We start from the raw sequence: 23,648 nt of genomic DNA on the forward strand, positions 1-23,648 counted from the left end.
CTGGTCGCGCGATCCTTGGGCAAATTGCCGCCGAATTTGCCTTGGATCATGGTCGCACGTCCGCAAGCTGGCACAATGGCAGGATGAAACCCAAGATTCCTCTGAACGGCCTGAGCAGCGCCGAGGCTGCCGCCCGGCTTGCCGAACACGGCCCCAACGCGTTGGCCGAGGCGGCACAAGTGTCGCCTGTGCGCATTTTCGTGCGGCAGTTCACCGGGCTTTTGGTCCTGATCCTGATCGCCGCCGCCGCCATCGCGTTGGCGCTGGGCGAGGTCGTGGATGCGGTTGCCATCGGCCTGGTTGTGATCCTGAACGGCATCCTGGGGTTCGTTCAGGAATGGCAGGCTGAAAACGCGCTTGAGGCGCTGCGCTCGATGCTATCCACCACGGCGCGTGTGTTGCGCGACGGGCAGGAACAGGTGATCGACACGCGCGACATCGTGCCGGGGGATCGGGTGATGTTGGCAGCGGGCGACAAGATCCCGGCCGACATGACGCTCAGCGCCGCGGTGCAGTTGAGCGTGGATGAAAGTGCCCTGACCGGGGAAAGCTTCCCGGTGTCGAAGGCGGCCGAGGAGACCCTGTTCATGGGCACGGCGGTGGTCGAGGGCCGGGCCGAGGGCGACGTGACGGCGACCGGGCAGGAGACCTCGTTCGGCCAGATCGCGACGCTGACCACTTCAGTGGGCGAAAAGACCACCAACCTGCAACGCGCCCTGGCGCAGCTGGCGCGGCAACTGGCGCTGGCGGCGATCTCGGTGGCGGCGCTGATCGGGGCTGCGGGGCTTTACATGGGCCACGGCTGGCACGAGATGTTCCTGACCGCCCTGTCGCTGGCCGTGGCGATCGTGCCCGAAGGCCTGCCCGCCGTGGTCACGATCACGCTGGCCTTGGGTGCGGGCGCCATGGTGCGGCGCAACGCGCTGGCGCGCCGGTTGCAGGCGGTCGAGACGCTGGGCGCGGCCTCGGTGGTGTGCACCGACAAGACCGGCACGCTGACCGAGGACAAGATGACGGCGACCGATGTCTGGACGCTGGACCATGACTACAAGGTCACCGGCGGCGGCTATGACCCGGCCGGGCACATCTCCGTTGATGGTCAACGGGTGCGGGCCTCGGATGACGCCGACCTGGGCGACCTGCTGGAAACCGCGCTCGTGTGCAACAACGCGTCGCTCAGCCAGGGCGAGGAAGGCTGGCGCATGGTCGGATCGCCCACCGAAGGCGCGCTGGTCACGCTGGCCTACAAGGGCTGGTGCCCGCTGCCCGAACCCGGCGCGGCGCTGGCCGAGCTTCCCTTCAGTTCCGAGCGCAAGCGCATGTCGGTGCTGGCGCGGGCGGGCAAAGAGGGGCACGGCGAATGGGTTCTGCATGTGAAAGGGGCCCCCGAACGCATCGTCGAGCGCTGCGTTTCGGTGCGCCAGGCGGGTCAGACCGCGCCGCTGGACGACGCCACGCGAGCGCGGATCATGGCGGCTTATGAACAGATCGCCAGCCAGGGTCAGCGCGTGATTGCGCTGGCCCGGCGGGTGCAGCCCGACATGGCCCCCCCGGTCGACGAGGTTGACCTGGAATTTCTGGGCTTCGTCGGTCTGATGGACCCGCCACGCAAAGAGGTGAAGGCGGCGATAAAGGGCGCGCATATGGCGGGCATCCGGGTGATCATGATCACCGGCGACGGGGCCGCCACCGCGCGTTCGGTCGGGCAGATGATCGGGCTTCAGGTCGATCGGGTGCTGACCGGCGCCGAGGTCGAGGAGCTGTCCGACGCCGAGTTGACCGAAGCGCTGCGCGGCGATGTCCTGTTCGCCCGCACCGCGCCGGCGCACAAGATGCGCATCGTGAACGCGCTGCAATCGCTGGGCCAGATCGTGGCGATGACCGGCGACGGGGTGAACGACGCGCCCGCCTTGAAGCAGGCCGATATCGGCGTGGCGATGGGCACGCGGGGCACGGATGTGGCGCGCGATGCCTCCGACCTTGTGCTGCTCGACGACAATTTCTCAACCATCGTGCGGGCCATCCGCGAAGGGCGGCGGCAGTTCGACAACGTGCGCAAATTCGTGCGCTATCTGCTGTCGTCCAACGCGGGCGAGGTCATTGCGCTTTTGGCGAATATCCTGATTGGCGGGCCGCTGATCTTCCTGGCCACCCAGATCCTGTGGATGAACCTGATCACCGACGGCATCACCGCGGTCGCGCTGGGGCTTGAGAAGGCCACGCCGGGCCTGATGCGCCGCCCGCCGCGTGAAAAGGGTGAAAACGTGGTGGGCCGGGCAGGGCTTCTGATGATCCTGCTGTTCGGCACGTATACCGGCGCGGCCAGCCTTTGGTTGTTCTACCACTTCCTGCCGATGGGCGAGGGGATCGCGCGCACCGTGGCCTTTACCGCGATGGTGTTCTTCGAAAAGATCAGCGTCTTTGCCTTCCGCAGCTTCCATTACTCGAACTTCCGCATCGGCTGGTTCTCAAACCCACTCTTGATCGGTGCGCTGATGCTAATGGTGGCGGCACAATTGGCGGCGGTTTACTGGCCACCCCTGCAAACGCTTCTGCGCACCGAGGCGCTGGGCCTGGCCCATTGGCAGCTGATCACGCTGTTCGCCGCACCGCTGATCGTGGTGCCGGAGCTTGCCAAAGGCGTCTGGGCGCTTGTGCGTAAGGGTTAAGCGAAGCGCGCCGGGCTGAGGGCGGCGACGATGTCGGCGTCCAGTTCGGACGCAGTGCCGCCGACCAGATCCGCCAACAGGCGTGACGCCGCCGGGGCGGTCTGGAACCCGTAACCGCCCTGTCCGGCCATCCAGAGGAAGCTTTCGTCTTCGGGCGACCGCCCGATCACCAGGTTGCGGTCGGGCGAGAAGGTGCGCAGCCCGGCCCAGTTCGAGATCATCCGCGTGACAGGTTCCGTGACCATCGCCTCGTACCGCGCGAGCCCTTCGGCCAGCACCATGTCGTCGGCCCAGGCGTCCTGAGGGGGCACTGGGTCTTGCTCGGCGGGCGAGACGAGAAGCGCGCCGGCATCGGGTTTCGCATACCAGGTTTCGCCGGCCCCGAAGATCATCGGCCAGCGGGTCACATCGTGGCCGCCAGGGGCGGGTAGGCGGGCCATTGAGCGGCGGAAAGGCTGAAAGCCCAGCGGTGTGATGCCCGCAAGGTTCGCAACCTCGTCCACCCAGGCACCGGCGGCGTTGACCAGCTGAGGGGCCTCATGGCTTTGTCCATTCGCGACCACCTGCCAGCCCGACGGCGTGCGCGTGATGCTGTCGACGCTGGCGCCGGTGATCACCTGACCAGTCGCGCGAATGTCGCGGGCGAAGTTCTGGATCAACAGGTCGGTGTCCAGATCCCAGGCCTCGGTATGGATCCCGGCCATGGTGACCGCTGTGGTGTCCAGAATGGGCACGATCGCCTGCGCCTCGGCGGGGCTGATCGGCTCCATCGCCATTTCGACCATGTCGTGGGCGAAGCGCGCTTCGTCCCCTGCGCCACCCAACAGCATCAGGCCGCGCGGCGACAGTACGCCGCCGTTTTCGGTCATGTGAAAGTCGCGCGAGGCCCGGTTCAGCGCTTTGACCGGGGGCAGGCCATAGCTTTCCTCAAACATCGCCGCGGACCGGCCCGAGGCGTGGTAGCCCAGCGCGCTTTCGCCTTCCAGGAGCGTCACGCGGCCTAGTTTCGACAGGCGTGCGCCTGCGGCCACCCCGGCGATGCCGCCGCCGATGACGATGAAATCCGGGCGCTGGCTCACGCTTCCTCCAACCGGTCGGTGGCGGGGGGTGGTGTCTGGCTCAGCGCCGTGATCCGGTCGTAAAGCCGATCGTCCATTTCGAAGTCGAGCGCCGCCAGCGACGGCATCAGCTGTGTCGCGTCGCGTGCCGAGATAATCGGCGCGGACACCGCCGGGTGGCGCGCGGCCCAGGTCACGGCCAGCGTGGCCGCATGGGTGCCCAGCTGACCGGCGAGGGCGTTCAGCTCGCGCCCGGTCTGGTGCATCCAGCTCAGGCCATAGCGTTCGGCATACATCTGGTCTTCGGCCAGGCGGCCCCGCGCGGCGGCACGGGCGTATTTCCCGGTCAGAAGCCCGCCGCCAAGCGGTGAATAGGGCACGACGGCAAAGCCCTCCGAAGCAGCCATGGGCAGGATTTCCACCTCGGCCTGGCGCTTCACCAGGTTGTACATCGGTTGCAGCATCGCCACCTTCAGCCCGAAGCCCTGTGCCAGATCGGCGGCTTTCATCGCCTGCCAGGCGGCGAAGTTCGACAGGCCGACATGGCGCATCAGCCCTTCGTCGCGCATTCGCGCCAGGGTTTGCATCGTCTCGACCAGCGGGGTGCCCGCGTCCCAGCGATGCACATAAAGTAGATCAACCTGGTCCATGCCCAGCCGCTGTCGGCTGATGTCCAGCTGCGCGCGCATGTTCGCCGCCCCCGCGCCGCCGGTGCTGGCGACCTTGGTGGCGATGAACAGCTTGTCGCGGTCCTTGGCGGCGAACTGACCCAGCAGGGTTTCCGACGCGCCATCGGTGTATCCATAAGCCGTGTCGAAGAAATTCAGCCCGGCGGCACGGCAGGCGTCGAACATGGCGCGGCTGGCCGCTTCGTTGGCGCGGCCACCAAATTGCATGGCTCCGAAACAAAGCGGTGACAGGGCGTCGCCCGAGAGGGTTTTCAAATCACTGAACATGCGCGCGAAACTGGCACGCGGCAGGGAAAAGGGAAAGACCCCGTTTGACCGGGGCCTTCCGTTTTTGTCAGTTTCCGCGGCCGAAATCTTCGGCGGTGATGGTGCCATCCCCGTTGCGGTCCTGTTTAACGAACCAGGCGTCGGTGCCGGCCACGAATTCTTCGCGGGTGACGGTGCCGTCACCGTTGGTGTCGGCGTTCTGCCGGGTCATGGCCATTGCGGCGCTGTGCGGCCCCATGCCACCACCTTGCCCTTGGCCTTTTCCGTGTCCCTGACCTTTGCCCTGGCCCATGCCTTTGCCTTGACCCTGGCCTTGTTTCTGGCCCTGACCCTGGTTTTGGCCCTGGCCGTTGCCGCCCTGGCCCATGCCCTGACCGATGCCGTTTTCTTTCATGTCGGCCTCGCGGGCCTCGTCGAACATGTCGTATTCCTCGTCGCTCATGATGCCATCTTCATCGGCGTCGAAGGTGGTGAAAATGTCGCCGCGCCGTTCGCGGGCCTCTTCAAGCGTCACGCCGCCGCTTTCGTCCAGATCCCAGTTCTCGATAAAATGGGCGCCGGGCACGTTTTCGGCCATGGCGGGAAGGGCAAGCGCGACGATCATCGCGGTGGTAAGTGTCAGGGCGCGTTTCATGAGGGAAACTCCTTATTCATGAAGTTGCATATGACCTTATAACGTTCGGGCGCCAGCTTTCCGTCGCGTATCTTTGAAAAAAGAAAAGGCCCCGCGTTTGCAGGGCCTTTCCAGGGTGTTCAGAGGCTCCGCTTACTGCGGAATGTCGCCTTCGATGCCTTCGACATAGAAGCCCATGCCGGCCAGCGTGCCATCATCGGCGGTCTCGCCGTCTGCCAGCCATGCGCTGCCGTCCTGCTTCATGATCGGGCCGGTGAAGGCGTGGTATTCGCCCGAGGACAGCGCATCGCGCAGCGCTTCGGCTTCGGCTTTCACATCAGCGGGAACCGCGTCCGAGATGTCGCCGATGCCGACCATGCCGGCGCCAATGCCGTCCCAGGTCGACACGCTTTCCCAAGTGCCGTCCATGACGGCCTGAGTGCGTGCGATATAGTAGGGAGCCCAGTCATCGATGATCGAGGACACGCGCGGTTTCGGGCCGTATTCGGACATGTCCGAGGCCTGACCGAAGGTGATCACGTTGCCGGCTTCCTGCGCGGCCGCCTGCGGGGCGGTCGAGTCAGTGTGCTGCAAGATAACGTCAGCGCCCTGTTCGATCAGCGCCTTGGCAGCGTCGGCTTCTTTCGCCGGATCGAACCAAGTGTAGGCCCAGATGATCTTGAACTGAACGTCCGGGTTCACTTTTTTGGCGTGGATATAGGCCGAGTTGATGCCACGGATAACTTCCGGGATCGGGAAGGAGGCGATGTAGCCGATGATGTTGCTTTCGGTCATCTTGCCCGCAATGTGCCCCTGAACAGCGCGGCCCTCATAGAAGCGCGCCGAGTAGACGGACACGTTATCGGCCTGCTTGTAGCCGGTGGCATGTTCGAACTTCACATTCGGGAACTTGGCCGCAACCGCAAGGGTCGGATCCATGTAACCGAAGCTGGTGGTAAAGATCAGGTCTGCACCCGACAGCGCCATCTGCGTGATCGCACGTTCGGCGTCGGCACCTTCCGGCACGCTTTCCTGGAACACGGTTTCGACCTTGTCGCCGAATGCTTCTTCGACGGCCAGCCGGCCCTGGTTGTGTTCGTAGGTCCAACCGCCGTCGCCGACGGGGCCGACGAAGATGAAGCCGACCTTGGTCGGGTCTTCGGCGGCCGCAGCCCCCGCAAAGCCAACGGCCATGGCCGCGCTGGCCAGAAGTGTTTTCACTGAACGCATATTAATCTCCCTTAGTGGTTTCAGCAGCGTTTGATTGGTCGTCTTTGCGCTTCTGGATGTTGGTTTCCGCTTCCAGAAGCGCGGTGGTTACGATGGCCGAGGGCACGGCAATGATGCCCAGGCCAATAAACAGAACGAAGGTGGTAAAGATGCGGCCCCCTGCCGTGATCGGAACCAGATCGCCGTAGCCCACCGTGGTGAAGCTTGCAACCGCCCACCACAGGCTCATCGGGATCGACGAAAAGTTTTCGGGCTGCGCGTCGTGTTCGAAGATATAGATCCCAACCGAGGCAATATAGAGCATGAGCCCTGCCACGACCGAGAAGATCATCATCTCGCCTTTCACCTCGCGAAAGGCGAAGACCAACCGCTCCAATGCTTTCGAGCTGCGAAACAGCTTGAGCAGGCGCACCAGGCGGATCAGGCGGAAGGCCCGCACGGCCTGCCATTGCGGCGTCATCAACGCGATCGCGGGCAGGATTGTCAGAAGATCGACCAGCCCCCAGAAGCTGAAAATGTATTTCAGCGGGCGCGGCGAACAGATCACGCGCAGCAGATACTCCAGGGTGAAGACGCCCAGCAGAACGATCTCGAACCCGAACAGGCCCGCGCGCAGGGCGGGGGGCAGGCTTGGCACGGTCTCCATCGCAATGGCGATGGCCGACAACACGATCAGCGCGTTCAATCCCAGCGCGACCCCGTTCCCGATTTTCGGATGGTAGCCGTCCAGAACCTGTATGATCTCGTGACGCTTCACGTGCTTTGTCTGACCCCTTAATGTGACGCATGGAAGATGCGCCCCAGCGACCCCGGTGCGCCATGTTTACCGCGAGTCGAAATCACGACAAGCACCAGGATGGTAATGATATACGGGCTCATCGACAGATATTCGACCGGAATTGCGACGCCGGCGGCCTGAAGATTCAGCTGAAGCACGGTGATGCCGCCAAACAGGTAGGCACCCAGCAGCACCCGCCATGGGCGCCAGCTGGCAAATACGACGATGGCAAGCGCGATCCACCCGGCCCCGGCGGTCATGCCCTCAACCCATTGCGGCACGCGCACCAGGCTGACATAGGCACCACCCAGTCCCGCGCAGGCCCCGCCGAAGGCAATCGCCATCAGCCGCACCCGGATCACCTTGTATCCCAGCGCATGGGCCGCGTCGTGGTTTTCACCCACCGCGCGCAGGATCAGGCCAGCGCGGGTGGATTTCTGCACGTACCAGACCACGGCCACCAGCCCCAGGCTGACATAGACCATCGGGTCGTGGTTAAACAGGATCGGCCCCAGCACCGGGATGTCCGACAGCAGCGGGATGTCCCATTTCGCCAGCGTCGGCACTTTCATCCCCTCGTAGGGTTTGCCGATCAGCGACGACAGGCCCAGCCCGAACAGGGTCAGACCCAGACCGGTCGCGACCTGGTTGGACAGAAGGTACAGCACGAGGAACCCGAACAGCATCGACAGGGCCGCACCGGCAATTGCAGCGGCGACAAATCCCAGCACCGGGCTGCCCGAGTTCACGCCGATGGCAAAGCCAACCACAGCGCCGGTGATCATCATGCCCTCGACGCCCAGGTTCAGCACGCCGGCCTTTTCGACCACGGCCTCGCCAATAGCGGCCAGAAGGATCGGGGTGGCCGCAACCATGAGCGACGCGATCAGCAGGATCGGATTGATCTGGTCCAGGTTCATGTCGTGGCCTCCTTGCGGGTCAGTCGGATGCGATAGTTTGACAGCACGTCCATCGCCAGAAGGAAGAACAGAAGCATCCCCTGGAACATCTGGATCGCCGCGGCAGGCAGGCCCAGCATCAGCTGCGCCAACTCCCCGCCGATATAGGTCAGCGCCATCAAGAGGCCAGCCAGCAGGATGCCGATCGGGTTCAACCGGCCCAGAAACGCCACGATGATCGCGGTGAAGCCATAGCCTGAGTTGAAATCAATGCTGATCTGGCTCGCCGGGCCCGTGGCTTCGAACATGCCCGCCATCCCGGCCAACGCGCCCGAGATGCCCAGACAGAACAGGACCAGCCGGGTCGGGTTCACGCCAGCAAACCGCGCCGCGCGCGGGGCCTCGCCGGTCAGTCGAACCTGAAACCCCAGCATGTGCCGGCTCAGCAGGACATAGGCGAAGATGACCGCGATAAAGGCGGTCACGACACCCCAGTGCATGCCGGAATTGGCGAAAATCTCGGCATTGTGCGCCGCCGGGAAGTCTTTGAAGTTCCGGCTGCCGGGAAAACCCATGCCGTCGGGATTGCGCAGCAGACCCTGACTGACCGAGGCCAGCCAGCTTTCGGCGACATAGACCAGCATCAGGCTGACCAGAATTTCGTTGGTGCCGAATTTGGTCTTGAGGATGCCCGGGATCATCGCCCAGGCCCAACCGCCGAACGCGCCTGCCAGCACCATGGCCGGGAAGATCAGGACGCTTTCGGTCGGATAAAAGGCAAGCCCCATGCCCGCGCCACAAATGGCGCCGACAATGTATTGCCCCTCGGCGCCGATGTTCCAGATCCCTGCGCGAAAGCCCAGGGATAGGCCGATTGCGATCAGGATAAGCGGTGCGGCTTTCACCAGCAACTGAGGCCGCGAATAGGGGCCAAAGGTTTCATGAAACAGCGGGTCCCAGAAGATCGTGCGGATCGCCTCCAGCGGGTCCTTGCCCAAAAACCAGAACATGACCCCGCCAACAATCATCGTTGCGATCACCGCCAGAATCGGCGTGATACCCGCCCAGAACCGCGACGGTGAGGGTCTTTTTTCCAAACGGATCATACTGCGTCCTCCGCCATGCCGCCCATCATCAGGCCAATGTCTTCAACTGTCAGCCCGCGTGTGGGCACGGGTGCGGCCAGGTGGCCTTCGTTCAGCGCCGTGAACCGGTCGGCGACTTCCATAAGCTCATCCAGGTCCTGACTGATCACGATCAGCGCGGCGCCGTGATGGGCCAGATCCAGAAGCGCCTGACGAATGTCGGCGGCGGCGCTGGCGTCAACACCCCAGGTCGGTTGGTTCACCACCAGAACATCGGGGCGCTGCAGCACCTCTCGGCCAATCACGAATTTTTGCAAATTGCCGCCGGACAACGACCGGGCCGCGTTGTCGGGGCCGGGGGTGCGCACGTCGAAATCCTTGATGATCTTGCGCGCGAAATCTTCGGTGGCGTGCCATTTCAGAAACCCGCGCTGGGTCAGATTTTCACGCACGGCACCTGTCAAAAGCGCGTTTTCCGTCAGGCTCATGTCCGGAGCGGCCGAGTGGCCCAGGCGTTCCTCGGGTGCGGTCAGAAGACCGCGTTCGCGCCGCGCGTTCGGGCCCAGATGGCCGACATCCTCGCCTTTCAGCGTAATCGCGCCGGGGGCCAGGGCTTCGCCCGACAGCGCGCCCAAAAGCTCGTCCTGCCCATTCCCGGCGACACCGCCAATGCCCAGAACCTCGCCCGCGCGCACCTCAAGGTGCACCTGTTTCAGATCGGTGCCAAATTCGGTGGCGGATTTCAGGTCCAGCTTGTCGACCACCAGCACGACTTCGCCCGGTTCGACCGTTTCGCGCGACGGCACGTGCAGGGTCGATCCCACCATCATCTCGGCCAGGTCGCGTGCGCTTTCTTCGCGCGGGTCGCAGGTGTCCACCACTTGGCCGTGGCGCAGGATCGTGGCGTGTTCACAAAGCGCGCGAATTTCCTCAAGCTTATGGGAAATATACAGAATTGCGGTGCCTTCCGCGGTCAGCTTGCGTAGGGTATGAAACAGGATCTCGACCTCCTGAGGGGTCAGAACACTGGTCGGTTCGTCCATGATCAACAGCTTGGGGTCTTGCAGCAGGCAGCGAATGATCTCGACCCGCTGGCGTTCGCCAGCCGACAGGTCGCCCACCACCCGGTCGGGGTCCAGCGGCAGTCCATAGGCCTGGCTGACTTCGCGGATGCGGGCGGCCAATTCGCGCGGGTGGGGTGGGTTGTCCATGCCCAGCGAGATGTTTTCGGCAACGTTCAGGGCGTCGAACAAGGAAAAGTGCTGAAACACCATTGCCACGCCCGAGGCGCGTGCGGCGGCGGGATTGGCAGGCGCAAAAGGTTCACCGTTCAGAACCATGCTGCCCTGATCGGGTTTCACCAGGCCATAGATCATCTTAACCAGCGTCGACTTCCCGGCACCATTTTCACCCAGAAGCGCATGCACTTCGCCCGGTTTGATCTCGAATGACACGTTGTCATTCGCGACCACCCCCGGATAGGCTTTTCTCAGCCCGTCAAGCGTCAGCAGAGCGTCGACTGTTGCGGTCTCTGTCATTTGGCGTTCCCCTGTTGGTTTTCTTGTGTTCCGCCACATCCGTGAGTAATGCGGCGGCAACGCCGATCGCAATGGCCTGCGGCGTTTTCCCAAGGCGCGGTGCGCCGATCGGGCAATCTATCTTGTCGATGCGGGCATCCGAGTGCCCCAAAGCACGCAACCGGCTGCGGAAGCGTGCCCATTTCGTTGCCGACCCGATCAGGCCGGCCCCGGCAAAGCCCCGGCCAAGAAGCGCGTGGCACAGCGCCAGGTCGGTGGCGTGGCTGTAGGTCAGCACAAGGTGGCGGGCATCGTCGGGCGCCAGCACCACCGCTCGTTCGGGTTGGGCGGCAGGCAACATCGTAACGCCGTCGGGCAGGTCATCCGGGAACCGTTCGGGCCCGGTGTCGACCCAAGTGATCGCGAACTGCTCCAGCGGGGCAATCACGTCGACCAGGGCCCGGCCAACATGGCCCGCGCCGTAAATCCAAAGCGGGTTCTTCGCCCGGGCAACGGGTTCGATGAACCAGCCCTGAAGCGTCTGCGGGTCAGGCTGGATACCACGATCGCGTGCTTGGGACAGCGCGCGTTTCACCGCCAGGGGCATGTCGCCACCGTCCAGACTGCGGGCAAATAAGCGTTCCCCGTCCAGCGCGGCAAGGCTGCCCTCATCGAAGACTTCGCACAGAAGCGTCACCGCCCCGCCGCAGCATTGGCCAAGCGTTGGGCCCAGCGCGATGCGCTCGACAAAGGCGCCGTCAAGCGCGCGCGCGGCGGCGCGAAATTCCAGCTCTCCGCCGCCGATCGTGCCCGATTGTCCGCCGGACCAAACCAACATCGACGCCCCCACTTCGCGCGGGGCCGAGCCGGCGACATCGGCCACCACGACACGGGCAACCCGTCCGTGGGCGACAATCGCGCGCAACAAGGGGTCGAGATCAAGGCTCATGTCTGGCGCAGCCGCGTCACCGCGGTCAGGATGCGTTCGGGCGTGGCGGGCGCGTCCAGGTCGGGATAGCCCGCGCCACAGGCCGCCACCGCGTCCGACAGCGCCAGGAAGGCCGAGATGCCCAGCATGAACGGCGGTTCCCCCACCGCTTTCGAGCGGAAGATCGTGTCTTCGGGGTTGGGCGCGTCCCAAAGCGCCACGTTGAAGATGTCGGGGCGGTCCGAGCAGGCCGGGATCTTGTAGGTCGACGGCGCATGGGTGCGCAGCCGCCCGGCGTCGTCCCAGATCAGTTCTTCCGTGGTCAGCCAGCCCGCGCCTTGCACATAGCCGCCTTCGACCTGGCCGATGTCCAGCGCCGGGTTCAGGCTGGAGCCCGCATCGTGCACGATGTCGGCGCGCAGGATACGGTTTTCACCGGTCAACGTGTCGATCACCACTTCGGTCATGGATACACCATAGGCGAAATAGAAGAACGGGCGGCCACGACCCTTGAGCCGGTCCCAGGCCACTTTCGGGGTCTTGTAGAACCCGGTGGCGGACAGGCTGATCCGGTTGGTGTATGCCGCCTGAGCGGCCTCGGCGAAGGACAGGGTGTCGTCGCCGACTTGCACGTTTCCGTCCTCGAACGTGATCTTGGCGGTGTCGACCCCACGGCTTTCTGCCAGGAATGCAACAATCCGGCCCTTGATCGTGTCGCAAGCCGCTTTCACCGCCATGCCGTTCAGGTCTGTGCCGGAGGAGGCGGCGGTGGCTGATGTATTGGGCACCTTCGCGGTGTCCGTCGCGGTGATTTTCACGGTTTCAAGCGGCACGCCAAACACTGACGCGGCAACCTGGGCGACCTTCTGGAACAGGCCCTGGCCCATTTCCGTGCCGCCGTGGTTCAGGTGAATTGACCCGTCCTGATAGACATGCACCAAAGCCCCCGCCTGGTTCAGGTGGGTCAGGGTAAAGGAAATGCCGAACTTGACCGGCGACAGCGCCAGACCTTTCTTCAGCACGTCGTTTTGCGCGTTCCAGTCGTCCACGGCCTTGCGGCGCGCGGCATAGGCGGCGCTGGCTTCCAGCGCGGCGACCATGTTGTCCAGGACGAAATCCTCGACCGGCTGGCCATAGTGGGTGACGCCGGGCGTGGCCGATCCCGCGGGGGCATAGAAATTGCGCCGTCGCACGCTGGTCGGGTCCAGGTTCAGCGCGTGCGCGACGTGGTCCATGAGCCGCTCGATCCCCAGCATGCCCTGCGGGCCGCCAAAACCGCGATAGGCCGTGGCGCTGGCGGTGTGGGTCTTCAACCGGTGGCTTTCGATCCGCATCGCCGGGATGTCATAGGCATTGTCGGCATGCAGCATCGCGCGGTCGGCGACCGGCAGCGACAGGTCCTGCGCCCAGCCACAGCGGGCGTATTGCGTGACATCGACGCCCAAAAGCCGACCATCAGGCGCGACGCCCGCGCGATAGGCGATGCGGAAATCGTGCCGTTTGCCGGTGATGACCATGTCGTCATCACGGTCATAGCGCATTTTGCAGGGGCGCCCGGTGTGGCGCGCAGCCACGGCGCAGGACACGGCCAGCGCGTTGCCCTGGCTTTCCTTGCCACCGAAACCGCCGCCCATGCGCCGGGTTTCGACCCGCACCGCGTGCATCGGCACGCCAAGCGCCTCGGCCACCTTGTGCTGGATTTCGGTCGGGTGCTGGGTGGACGAATGCACCAGCATGTCGTCGTTTTCCTGCGGCAAGGCCAGCGCGGCCTGACTTTCAAGATAGAAATGCTCCTGCCCACCCATCTCGAACTGCCCCTCGATGATCCGGGGGGCGGCGGCCAGGGCGGCATCGGTGTCGCCATCGGTCCAGATCACCGGGCCGGCTTCGAAGCGGCTGCCCGCCGCCAGGGCGTCGTCGATGGTCAGGATCGCCGGGCGCGGTTCAATGGTGATGTCGCCCAGCCGCGCGGCTTTGCGCGCCGCCAGGTGGCTGGTGGCGATGACCAGAAAGATCGGTTGGCCGTGGTAAAACACTTCGCCCTTGGCCAGCAGTGGTTCGTCATGGGCTGCGGGCGACACGTCGTTGTCGAACGGCAGATGTGCTGCGGTGATCACGTCGATGACCCCAGGGGCCGCGCGCACCTTGGACAGGTCGGCGCGGGTGATGACACCGCGCGCCTCGTGGCTGAGCCCGAAGGCCAGATGCAGGCAATCGCCCGGCACCGGAATGTCGTCGATATAGCGTGCCGCCCCTGTCACATGCAGGGGGGCCGCGTCATGGATACGGGGACCGCGCGCGCTCATGGGGTCACCTCCAGCACCGATACAGGGGTGCCCTGATCTTCGGCCAGGGCGCGGGTCAACATGTTGCGGGCGGCCTCAAGCCGGTATTCGGCGCTGGCGCGCATGTCGCTCATCGGGGTGAAATCCTGGGCAAAGGCCGGCCCGACAGCGTCGACGCTGGCCTGGGTCCAGGGCTGGCCGGTCAGGGCCTGTTCCACGTGGGTGGCGCGTTTCGGGATACCGGCCATGCCGCCAAAGGCGATGCGGGCGGATTGCACGATGCCGTCCTCGACCACGATGTTGAAGGCACCCAGTACGGCGGAAATGTCCTGATCGAACCGTTTCGACAGCTTGTAGACCTTCAGGTGATCGCTTTGGCGCGGAATGCTGATCGCCTCGACAAACTCACCCGCCACGCGGTCCTGTTTGCCATAGTCGATGAAGAAATCCTGCAACCGGATGTCGCGACGCACGTCGCCCCGGCGCAAATGCAGCGTGGCGCCGAGCGCGATCAGCGCGGGGGGGCTGTCGCCGATGGGCGAGCCGTTGGCAATGTTGCCGCCCAGGGTGGCCGCGCCGCGGACCTGCGTGCTGGCAAACCGGCGGAGCATTTCGGCAAAGCTGGGATGATGGTCGGCCATCACCGGCAGTAGCTGGGCGATGGTGACGCCCGCGCCGATACGAATGTCGCTGTCGGAGACCTCGATCTGTTGCAAATCAGTGGCGCCGCCCAGGAAGATCACGTCACGCAGATCGCGCAGCCCTTTCGTGACCCACAGCCCGACATCGGTTGCACCGGCCACCAGCGTGGCGTGCGGACGTTCCATCAGCGCATGTGCAAGCGCGTCGGAGGAATCCGGCAGGGCCGGGCCCACCTCTGCGCTTGCGGCGGGGCTTTCGCCCGCCCGGAGCGTGCTCAGCCAGTCCGGCACGGGGGCACCGGCGGCGGCATCGGCGGCGCGGATGATTGGCGCATAGCCCGTGCAGCGGCACAGGTTTCCCGCCAACACGTCGTCATGTGCCGTATCGCCGTTCAGCTGTCCCGCCGCCAGCGACACCGCGATGCCGGGGGTGCAAAAGCCGCATTGCGATCCGTGGTGGGTGACAAGCGCCTCTTGCACCGGGTGCAGCGCGCCGTCCGGGCCAGACAGGCCTTCGACCGTGGTCAGGGTTTTGCCGTGCAGCTGGGGCAGGAACAGGATGCAGGCGTTCAGCGCGCTTGTGCCACCCGCATCGGTGACCATCACCGTGCAGGCGCCGCAATCGCCTTCGTTGCATCCCTCTTTTGAGCCCCTCAGCCCGCGTTCTTCGCGCAGCCAATCCAGCGTTGTGCGTGTGGGGTCCACATCGCGCAACGTCACGTTCTCACCGTTCAATAGAAAGGTGATGTCCATGTGATATTACCTGCCGCCTTACCCTGTCATGGCCCCGATTTGCGCGTCTTCGATGCGGCGTAGAAGATGCGCGGGGTTATTTTCTGTGAACGTCAGAAGAACCGAGAATCTTTCATCTGGCAACAAAAAAATTCCGGGGCTGACTTCGGGCTGGGACGGAATGCCCGACAATCTGCGCCGCGCCTGCCCGGCAGTCCGGCCTGAGTGATGCGGGTGTTTTCGTTGCCGTTCTGGTCATTCTTGCATGGAGGGCTGGATTGGGCTGAGGCCCGGACTCTGGAGGATGGCGCCGTGGGAGTCCGTTACGATTACTGCCTTGAAAACGTTTTAAAATTTGCACCTCGCGACCGTAGTGGATCGAGCCATCCCCCCCCCACTGTCACGCGTGGACAAAGCGCCAGGATCCTGCTGTCAAAGGGCACGCCCTGGCAGTCGCGTTCGACCCGGCCAAGGCTCCGCACACCTTGGCCGCGGCGACTGTTCGGCCGAGGTCAGGTTCCCTTTCGCCTGAGAGAAGACCGGGGAAATGTACGGCAAGAAACCACCCCTTCCGTGATGCGGCGGGCACCCGAAGCGCCCGGATGGGCGCGCGCCTTGCCGGGATTCTGACGAGATCGCAGATGCCGGGTTCGGGTGGCTTCGGCGATCGTAAATCCGTTTCCCCCTCTGCCGGCGTGGCCGGATTGTCGGCTTTCGGACCGTCGGAGCCGCTTTCCAATCGCAACCCGGTCGGCTAGCTTTGTCCGATGAGCAGCCAAGTCCGATTCATCCACCTTCGCACCCACACAGAGTATTCGCTTTTGGAGGGCGCCGTGCCGGTGAAGAAGCTGCCAAGCTTGTGCGCCGAGAAGGGTATGCCGGCGGTTGCGGTGACCGACACGAACAACATGTTCGCGGCGCTGGAGTTTTCCGTCACCGCTGCGGACGCCGGAGTGCAGCCGATCATCGGCTGCCAGGTAGATGTCGATTTCGACCCGCCCGCGCCGGGGGAAAAGCCGCGCGATCCGGCGGCGGTTGTTCTGTTGGCCCAGAACGAGCGCGGCTATGAGCACCTGATGAAGCTCAATTCCTGCCTGTATGTGGACAAGCACGGGGCGCTGCCGTCGGTCACATTGGAGGAGCTTGAGGCGCATTGCGAGGGTGTGATCTGCCTGACAGGGGGCGCTGAGGGGCCGGTGGGGCAATTGCTGCAAATGGGCCAGATGCCCAAAGCGCAAGCGCTTATGGACCGGCTTTCGGCGGCCTTTGGCGACCGGCTTTATGTCGAACTGCAGCGCCATCCGGGCGAGGGCGGGCAATGCACCGAAGCAGAGCGCGCGACCGAGCGCGGCTTTGTCGAGATGGCCTATGCGATGAACATTCCGCTGGTCGCGACCAACGACGTCTATTTCCCGAAAACCGAGCTGTATGAGGCGCATGATGCGCTGATCTGCATCAAGGAAGGTGCCTATGTCGATCAGCAGGAGGGCCGCCGCCGCCTGACCGCGCAGCATTATTTCAAAAGCCCACAGGAAATGGTCACGCTGTTTGCGGATCTACCGGAAGCGATTGAAAACACAGTTGAAATCGCGCGTCGATGCGCGTTTCAAGCGTATCGGCGCGACCCGATCCTGCCGAAATTTGCCGATGACGAGGTTGTGGAACTGCGCCGCCAGGCCAATGCCGGGCTGCAGGATCGCCTGGCGGTGATCCCCCATGCGGTCAGTGTCGAGGAATACCAGAAACGGCTCGATTTTGAGCTGGATATCATCGAGGGCATGGGGTTCCCGGGCTACTTCCTGATCGTAGCCGACTTCATCAAATGGGGAAAGGATCAGGGTATTCCGGTAGGGCCGGGACGGGGCTCGGGCGCCGGGTCGTTGGTCGCCTATGCCCTGACCATCACCGACCTGGATCCGCTGCGATACCAGCTGCTGTTCGAACGCTTTTTGAATCCGGAACGTGTGTCGATGCCCGACTTCGACATCGATTTCTGCATGGACCGGCGCGAAGAGGTGATCCGTTATGTGCAGGAGAAGTATGGCCGTGACAAGGTCGGCCAGATCATCACTTTCGGTGCGCTTTTGTCCAAGGCGGCGGTGCGCGATGTGGGTCGGGTGTTGCAGATGCCCTATGGCCAGGTTGACCGCCTGTCCAAGATGATCCCGGTCGAAGGGGTAAAGCCCGTGTCGATCGCCAAGGCATTGATTGATGAGCCACGCCTGCGCGAGGAGGCCAAGAACGAAGAGGTCGTGGAGCGGCTTTTGACCTATGGCCAGCAGGTCGAAGGGTTGCTCAGAAACGCCTCGACCCACGCGGCAGGCGTGGTGATTGGCGACCGGCCGCTGGACGCTTTGGTGCCGCTGTACCAGGACCCGCGCTCGGACATGCCGGCGACCCAGTTCAACATGAAATGGGTGGAACAGGCCGGGCTGGTGAAGTTCGACTTCCTGGGCCTGAAAACCCTGACAGTAATCCAGAACGCGGTGGACCTGATCCGGGGTGAGGGACGCGATATCCATACGGCTCCAGATGGTCACCAATTATACAGCCCGCCGGAAGGCGCCGAGAATGAGATCAACCTGATCCCGCTGGATGACGAAGCGACTTATGAGCTCTATGCCAGCGCCAAGACGGTCGCGGTGTTCCAGGTGGAAAGCTCGGGCATGATGGACGCGCTCAGGCGCATGAAACCCACCTGTATCGAAGACATCGTGGCGCTTGTGGCGCTGTATCGCCCCGGTCCGATGGAGAACATTCCGACCTATTGCGAGGTCAAGAACGGGTTGCGCGAGATTGAATCGGTTCACCCGCTGATCGACCATATTCTTGAGGAAACTCAAGGAATTATCGTTTATCAGGAACAGGTCATGCAGATCGCCCAGGTGATGGCCGGCTATTCGCTGGGTGGCGCGGACCTCTTGCGCCGTGCGATGGGCAAGAAGATCAAAGAGGCGATGGACGCCGAACGCCCGAAGTTTGAGACCGGCGCGGGTGAAAACGGGGTGGATGCCAAGAAGGCGTCCGAGGTCTTCGACCTGCTTGAGAAATTCGCGAACTATGGTTTCAACAAATCGCACGCGGCAGCGTATGCGGTGGTCAGCTACCAAACCGCGTGGCTGAAGGCGAACCACCCGGTGGAGTTCATGGCCGGGGTGATGAATTGCGATATCCACCTGACCGACAAGCTGGCGGTCTATGCCGAGGAAGTGCGTCGGGGGCTGGATATCGAGATCGTGCCGCCCTGCGTGAACCGGTCGATGGAAACCTTCAGCGTCGACAACGGCCGGGTCGTTTATGCGCTGGGCGCGTTGAAGAACGTGGGCGTCGAGGCGATGAAACTGATCGTCGAGGGGCGTGACGACAAACCCTTCGCCACGCTTTACGACCTTGCCCGCCGGGTCGATCTGAAACGGGTCGGCAAACGCCCGATGGAAATGCTGGCGCGTGCAGGTGCGTTTGATGAGCTGGACCCGAACCGCCGCCGGGTGTTCGACAGCCTGGATGGGCTGGTGAATTACTCGGCAGCCATTCACGAACAGCGCGCGTCAAACCAGGTCAGCCTGTTTGGCGAGGCGGGTGATGACTTGCCGGAGCCGCGCCTGTCCCCGGTCGATGACTGGCTGCCCAACGAACGGCTGGCCGAGGAACACAAGGCGATCGGGTTCTACCTGTCCGGCCACCCGCTGGACGATTACCTGCCCGCGCTGAAGCGCAAGAAGGTGATGACCTTGGCCGAGGTCGCCGAGGCCGCCGAACGCGGGCCGCTGGTGGCAAAGCTGGCAGGCTCGGTGTCAGCCAAACAGGAACGCAAGTCCGCCCGCGGCAACCGCTTTGCCTTCGTGTCGCTGTCGGACCCCACCGGGCTTTATGAAGTCACGCTGTTCTCGGACGTGCTGGAGACCTCACGCGAGCATCTGGAAACCGGCGCCAACGTGGTGATCGGGGTCGAGGCGAACCTGGAGGCCGATCAGCTGAAGCTGTTGTGTCGGTCGGTGTCACCAATCGACGCGGTGGTGGCCGATGCGGGTGGCATGGCGTTGAAGGTCTTCGTGAACAAGCCCGACGTGATCGCCTCGGTCGCGGGGCTTCTGGAGCGCGCGGGCGAGCAGGCAAAGGGCGCACGACCGGGCGAGGTCAGCCTGTGCCTGCTGGACCCGACCCTACCGGGGGAGGTCGACATGACCCTTGGCCGGTCTTTTCCGCTGAACCCCCAGATCAAGGGCGCGATCAAGTCGCTGGGCGGTGTTGTGGATGTCGAGGAAGTCTAGGGCCGCGTCAATAATGCGGCGGGCGTTGGTCCGTCATCACGGCTGATCCGCCCGCGTCCAGTTCCCGCTCAGCTTCGCGCTCCATCAGCATTTTGACCCGATGGGCCATTTTCGACAACTCCTGATCCTGGCGGGCGACAACGTCCGACAGCTCCTCAACCATTTTGGTCAGGTGGGCGATCTCTTCTTCAAGCGTGGTGATGCGGGTCTCAGACATGCGCTTGTCATACCGTCATCCTGATCCATGTCATACCCCCGAAATGCGCTGCTTGTTACGATGCGCGCAATCAAGGAGGTCATGATGACACGACCGAGGCTTTTTACCGTGGCGGCTCTTGCTGTCACATTGCTTGCGGGCACCGCCTCTGCCTATGACGGTGAACAATACGTGGTGTGCAATTTGAACCCGAATGGCGACAACTTTCTGGCTCTGCGCACATGTGGCGCCACGAAATGCGATATGAAGATGAAGCTGGGTCCGGGCACGTTCGTGATCACGATGGAGCCCTATTCCGAGAACGGCTGGCGCCCGGTGATCGTGCAGAACGGCATCCAGGACTGGTCCTATGCTGGTCCCTCGGGCTGGGTTTACGACAAATATATCTGCGAAGTGCGCTACTAAGCGTTCCTTGCCCCTTGGCCCCCCATCCGTTAGACCGCCCGCGACAGTGACCTGAACCCGGACGGACTTATGGCCCAGCAGAAGAAAATGCCCCGGCCCAAGGCGGAAACGCCCAAGGGCTTTCGCGACTATTTCGGCGCGGAGGTGGACGAGCGCAAGGTGATGCTCGACCAGATCGCGGGCGTGTATCATCGCTATGGCTTCGACGCGCTGGAAAGCGCGGCGGTCGAAACGGTTGAGGCGCTGGGCAAGTTCCTGCCCGATGTGGACCGCCCGAACGACGGCGTGTTCGCCTGGCAGGACGCTGACGACGACAAGTGGATGGCGCTGCGCTATGACCTGACCGCGCCGCTGGCGCGCGTCTTTGCGCAGCACCGCAACGATCTGCCCACCCCCTATCGCCGCTATACGATGGGACCTGTGTGGCGCAACGAAAAGCCGGGACCGGGGCGGTTTCGTCAATTTTATCAATGTGATGCGGATACGGTTGGCTGCGCCTCGATGGCGGCGGACGCCGAGATTTGCGCCTTGTTGGCCGACACGCTGGAAACCGTGGGCATTCCGCGCGGCGATTACCTGGTCCGGGTCAACAACCGCAAGGTTTTGAACGGTGTGCTTGAGGTCATGGGCCTGGACGAAGGCGCGGCCCGCGATGCGGTTCTGCGGACCATCGACAAGTTCGACAAGGTCGGCGAACGCGGTGTGCGCGAGCTTCTGGGTAAGGGGCGTTTGGATGCGTCTGGTGCCTATATCGACGGCGTTGGACTGACGGACGCACAGGCCGAACCGGTGCTGGCCTTCCTGACCTCAAAGGGTGCCGATGCCACCGCAACTCTGGCCAATCTGCGTGCCGCTGTCGGCGACAGCGTGATTGGTGCCGACGGCGTGAGCGAACTGGAACAGATCGCAGACCTGCTGGCCGCACAGGGCTATGGCCCCGACCGGATCGAGATCGATCCGAGCGTCGTGCGCGGGCTTGGCTATTACACCGGCCCGGTGTTCGAGGCCGAGCTGACTTTCGAGATCACCGACGAAAAAGGCCGCTCGCGCCAGTTCGGGTCTGTGGCCGGGGGCGGGCGCTATGACGACCTGGTGAAGCGCTTTACCGGGCAAGCGGTGCCGGCGACCGGCGTGTCGATCGGGGTTGACCGGCTTTTGGCCGCGCTGCGTGCCAAGGGGCGGATCGGCGGCAAGGCGCAGGGCCCGGTCGTTGTGACCGTGATGGATCGCGCCCGCATGGCCGATTATCAGGCGATGGTGGGCGAACTGCGCGCGGCGGGAATCCGCGCCGAGGTCTATCTGGGAAATCCGAAGAACTTCGGCAACCAGTTGAAATACGCCGACAAACGCAACTCTCCCGTCGCGGTGATTGCGGGCTCGGACGAGTTTGACGCGGGCAAGATCCAGATCAAGGACCTGGTGCTGGGCGCCAAGATTGCCGAAAACGCCACGCTGGAAGAATGGAAGGAACGCCCGTCGCAGTTTGAATGCGCGCGGGGCGATCTGGTCGCCAAGGTGCGTGAGATTCTCGAGGCTGATGATGCCTGAGACCGGTGCTGCCAAGGCTGACGTGCGCGCCGAAGCCGCGCGGCTTTTGTCCGTTTTCGAAGGGCAGGGTGCGCAGGTGGTGGAAGCCGACATTCTGCAACCCGCGGGCGCGTTTCTGGACCTTTACGGTGAAGACATCCGCGCGCGTGCTTACGTGACCCATGATCCGGTTCTGGGCGAGGCGATGCTGCGGCCCGACTTCACGGTGCCGGTGGTAGAAATGCACATGCACGGGGGGGCGGAACCGGCGCGCTATGCCTATATGGGTGAGGTGTTTCGCGCCCAGGAAGAGGCCACACACCGCGCGCGGGAGTTTTTCCAAGTTGGGTACGAATTGTTCGACCGCGCAAACCCGGCGGCGGCAGATGCAGAAGTGTTTTCGCTTGTTTCCCAGGCGCTTGACGGGTTGAACCTGACGCCGGCCACCGGTGATCTGGGCCTGCTTTTGGCGGCTGTGAAGGGATTGAAGACGACCGAACGACGCCGCGCGGCGTTGCTGCGCCATGTCTGGCGCCCGCGTCGGTTCCGTGCACTTTTGGACCGGTTTTCGGGTCGTGCGCTGATGCCTGAGGGACGGTTCGAACTGGTGGCGCAAGCCGACCCGATGGAGTGCGATGCGCCTTTGATTGGCCTGCGGTCGCATGCCGAGATTGCCGCGCGGGTCGAGGCGCTGCGCGAGGATATGGCGAGTGCGCCGATTTCCGGGCAGGAGGTCGCGCTTTTGGAAGACCTGCTGGGCCTGCGCGAAACCGTGACCAATGTGTTGGAACACCTGCGGGACCTGGCCGTTGACATGCCCGCCATCGCGGTTGCCGTCGACCGGATGGAGGCGCGCTGCGACGCGCTGGCCGCACGCGGGGTCGATGTATCGAACCTGGGGTTTGAGGGCAGCTATGGGCGCACCTCGATGGAGTATTACGACGGCTTTGTGTTCGGGTTTTCGTCGCCCGACCGGCCAGACTTGCCGCCGGTGGCCACTGGCGGGCGCTATGATGCGCTGACGCGGGTGCTGGGCCAGGGTCGGGAAATTCCCGCCGTTGGCGGCGTGATCCGCCCGGCGCTGACACTGTATCTGGCCGGGGGGGCATCATGAGCATCAAGCTGGGCGTGCCGTCCAAGGGGCGGCTGATGGAAAAGACCTTCGACTGGTTTGGTGCGCGCGGCGTGACGCTGTCGCGCACCGGGTCCGAGCGTGAATACGCCGCCGCCGTCGAAGGGATCGAGGGGGTCGAGCTGGTGCTGCTGTCCGCCGGGGAAATCCCGCGCGAACTGGCGGCTGGGCGCATTCATCTGGGCGTGACCGGGTCGGACCTTGTGCGCGAAAAGCTGGGGCTTTGGGACGAAAAGGTGCAAGAGCTGGCGCTGATGGGCTTCGGCCATGCTGACCTGATCATCGCGGTACCGCGGGCCTGGGTCGATGTCACAACGCTGGACGATCTGGACGCGGTGGCCGCGGCGTTTCGCGCGCGCCACGGCTTTCGGCTTCGCATTGCCACCAAGTATCATCGCCTGATCCGCGACCATCTGCGCGATCATGGCGTGGCAGATTATCAGCTGGTCGACAGCCAGGGCGCCACCGAGGGCACGATCAAGAACGAAACCGCCGAGGCGATTGCCGATATCACTTCGACCGGGGAAACCCTGCGGGCGAACCATTTGAAGATCCTGGCAGGCGACCCGGTGCACAAAAGCCAAGCCACCCTGTTCAAGAGTCGCAAGGCGGATTGGGGTGGCGACAATCGCGCAGTGTTGACCACTTTGCAATCGCGGTTGGGACTGGACGGCTGATCGCCTTCACCGGCGCAGCGCCAGGAAA

The 23,648-nt window shown here is 63.9% G+C and carries 18 protein-coding genes; 6 read left to right on the plus strand and 12 right to left on the minus strand.

All coding sequences use genetic code 11. The features are described from left to right. Positions 1-83 precede the first annotated feature (83 nt). Positions 84-2,669 (plus strand): cation-translocating P-type ATPase, encoded by a 2,586-nt coding sequence (locus tag MN188_RS14365; RefSeq protein WP_242109888.1) that lies wholly within the window; start codon positions 84-86, stop codon positions 2,667-2,669. Here MN188_RS14365 and MN188_RS14370 read toward each other — a convergent pair. From MN188_RS14370 to xdhA, 11 genes are all read right to left on the minus strand, one after another. After that, positions 2,666-3,748: an NAD(P)/FAD-dependent oxidoreductase gene (locus MN188_RS14370; protein ID WP_242109889.1), complete on the minus strand. Its 1,083-nt coding sequence runs from the start codon at positions 3,746-3,748 to the stop codon at positions 2,666-2,668. The genes MN188_RS14365 and MN188_RS14370 overlap by 4 nt on opposite strands. Then, positions 3,745-4,683, minus strand: coding sequence for an aldo/keto reductase (locus tag MN188_RS14375; protein WP_242109890.1), 939 nt, complete (start codon positions 4,681-4,683; stop codon positions 3,745-3,747). The genes MN188_RS14370 and MN188_RS14375 overlap by 4 nt, the downstream gene beginning before the upstream one ends. Positions 4,684-4,750: 67 nt before the next feature. Further along, entirely contained in the window at positions 4,751-5,317 is a 567-nt protein-coding gene (locus tag MN188_RS14380; RefSeq protein ID WP_242109892.1) for a hypothetical protein, read from the minus strand. Positions 5,318-5,449: 132 nt separating this feature from the next. Then, positions 5,450-6,526: a BMP family ABC transporter substrate-binding protein gene (locus MN188_RS14385; protein WP_242109894.1), complete on the minus strand. Its 1,077-nt coding sequence runs from the start codon at positions 6,524-6,526 to the stop codon at positions 5,450-5,452. Position 6,527: 1 nt separating this feature from the next. After that, positions 6,528-7,283, minus strand: a complete 756-nt coding sequence (locus tag MN188_RS14390; protein ID WP_242109895.1) for an ion transporter — start codon at positions 7,281-7,283, stop codon at positions 6,528-6,530. Positions 7,284-7,300: 17 nt separating this feature from the next. Next, a complete protein-coding gene (locus MN188_RS14395) occupies positions 7,301-8,224 on the minus strand; it encodes an ABC transporter permease (RefSeq protein WP_242109896.1) in 924 nt (307 codons plus the stop codon). Continuing rightward, positions 8,221-9,309, minus strand: a complete 1,089-nt coding sequence (locus tag MN188_RS14400; protein ID WP_242109897.1) for an ABC transporter permease — start codon at positions 9,307-9,309, stop codon at positions 8,221-8,223. The genes MN188_RS14395 and MN188_RS14400 overlap by 4 nt, the downstream gene beginning before the upstream one ends. Beyond that, on the minus strand, positions 9,306-10,826 hold the full coding sequence (locus tag MN188_RS14405; protein ID WP_242109898.1) for an ABC transporter ATP-binding protein: 1,521 nt from the start codon (positions 10,824-10,826) through the stop codon (positions 9,306-9,308). Before MN188_RS14405 ends, MN188_RS14400 begins: the two co-directional genes overlap by 4 nt. Beyond that, the gene (gene xdhC, locus MN188_RS14410; RefSeq protein ID WP_242109899.1) at positions 10,786-11,754 is read right to left on the minus strand and encodes a xanthine dehydrogenase accessory protein XdhC; all 969 of its coding nucleotides are present in this window, start codon (positions 11,752-11,754) and stop codon (positions 10,786-10,788) included. Before xdhC ends, MN188_RS14405 begins: the two co-directional genes overlap by 41 nt. Further along, entirely contained in the window at positions 11,751-14,039 is a 2,289-nt protein-coding gene (gene xdhB, locus MN188_RS14415) for a xanthine dehydrogenase molybdopterin binding subunit (protein WP_242109900.1), read from the minus strand. The genes xdhC and xdhB overlap by 4 nt, the downstream gene beginning before the upstream one ends. After that, positions 14,036-15,412: a xanthine dehydrogenase small subunit gene (xdhA, locus tag MN188_RS14420; protein WP_242109901.1), complete on the minus strand. Its 1,377-nt coding sequence runs from the start codon at positions 15,410-15,412 to the stop codon at positions 14,036-14,038. Before xdhA ends, xdhB begins: the two co-directional genes overlap by 4 nt. Positions 15,413-16,158: 746 nt before the next feature. On the opposite strand from xdhA, the gene dnaE reads away from it, so the two are divergent. After that, positions 16,159-19,662 (plus strand): DNA polymerase III subunit alpha, encoded by a 3,504-nt coding sequence (dnaE, locus tag MN188_RS14425; protein ID WP_242109903.1) that lies wholly within the window; start codon positions 16,159-16,161, stop codon positions 19,660-19,662. A gap of 7 nt (positions 19,663-19,669) precedes the next feature. Here dnaE and MN188_RS14430 read toward each other — a convergent pair whose 3' ends face one another. Then, positions 19,670-19,879, minus strand: a complete 210-nt coding sequence (locus MN188_RS14430) for a SlyX family protein (protein ID WP_242109904.1) — start codon at positions 19,877-19,879, stop codon at positions 19,670-19,672. Positions 19,880-19,963: 84 nt separating this feature from the next. Here MN188_RS14430 and MN188_RS14435 point away from each other — a divergent pair, with 84 nt between their 5' ends. The 4 genes from MN188_RS14435 (at position 19,964) to hisG (ending at position 23,620) form a co-directional block, all read left to right on the plus strand. After that, positions 19,964-20,284 (plus strand): hypothetical protein, encoded by a 321-nt coding sequence (locus MN188_RS14435; protein ID WP_242109905.1) that lies wholly within the window; start codon positions 19,964-19,966, stop codon positions 20,282-20,284. 69 nt (positions 20,285-20,353) lie between these two features. Beyond that, positions 20,354-21,832, plus strand: a complete 1,479-nt coding sequence (gene hisS, locus MN188_RS14440) for a histidine--tRNA ligase (protein ID WP_242109906.1) — start codon at positions 20,354-20,356, stop codon at positions 21,830-21,832. After that, positions 21,825-22,925, plus strand: coding sequence for an ATP phosphoribosyltransferase regulatory subunit (locus MN188_RS14445; protein WP_242110007.1), 1,101 nt, complete (start codon positions 21,825-21,827; stop codon positions 22,923-22,925). Before hisS ends, MN188_RS14445 begins: the two co-directional genes overlap by 8 nt. Next, positions 22,922-23,620, plus strand: a complete 699-nt coding sequence (hisG, locus tag MN188_RS14450; protein ID WP_242109907.1) for an ATP phosphoribosyltransferase — start codon at positions 22,922-22,924, stop codon at positions 23,618-23,620. Before MN188_RS14445 ends, hisG begins: the two co-directional genes overlap by 4 nt. Positions 23,621-23,648 lie beyond the last annotated feature (28 nt).

The organism is Aliiroseovarius subalbicans, from assembly GCF_022678625.1.
Lineage (GTDB): Bacteria > Pseudomonadota > Alphaproteobacteria > Rhodobacterales > Rhodobacteraceae > Aliiroseovarius_A > Aliiroseovarius_A subalbicans.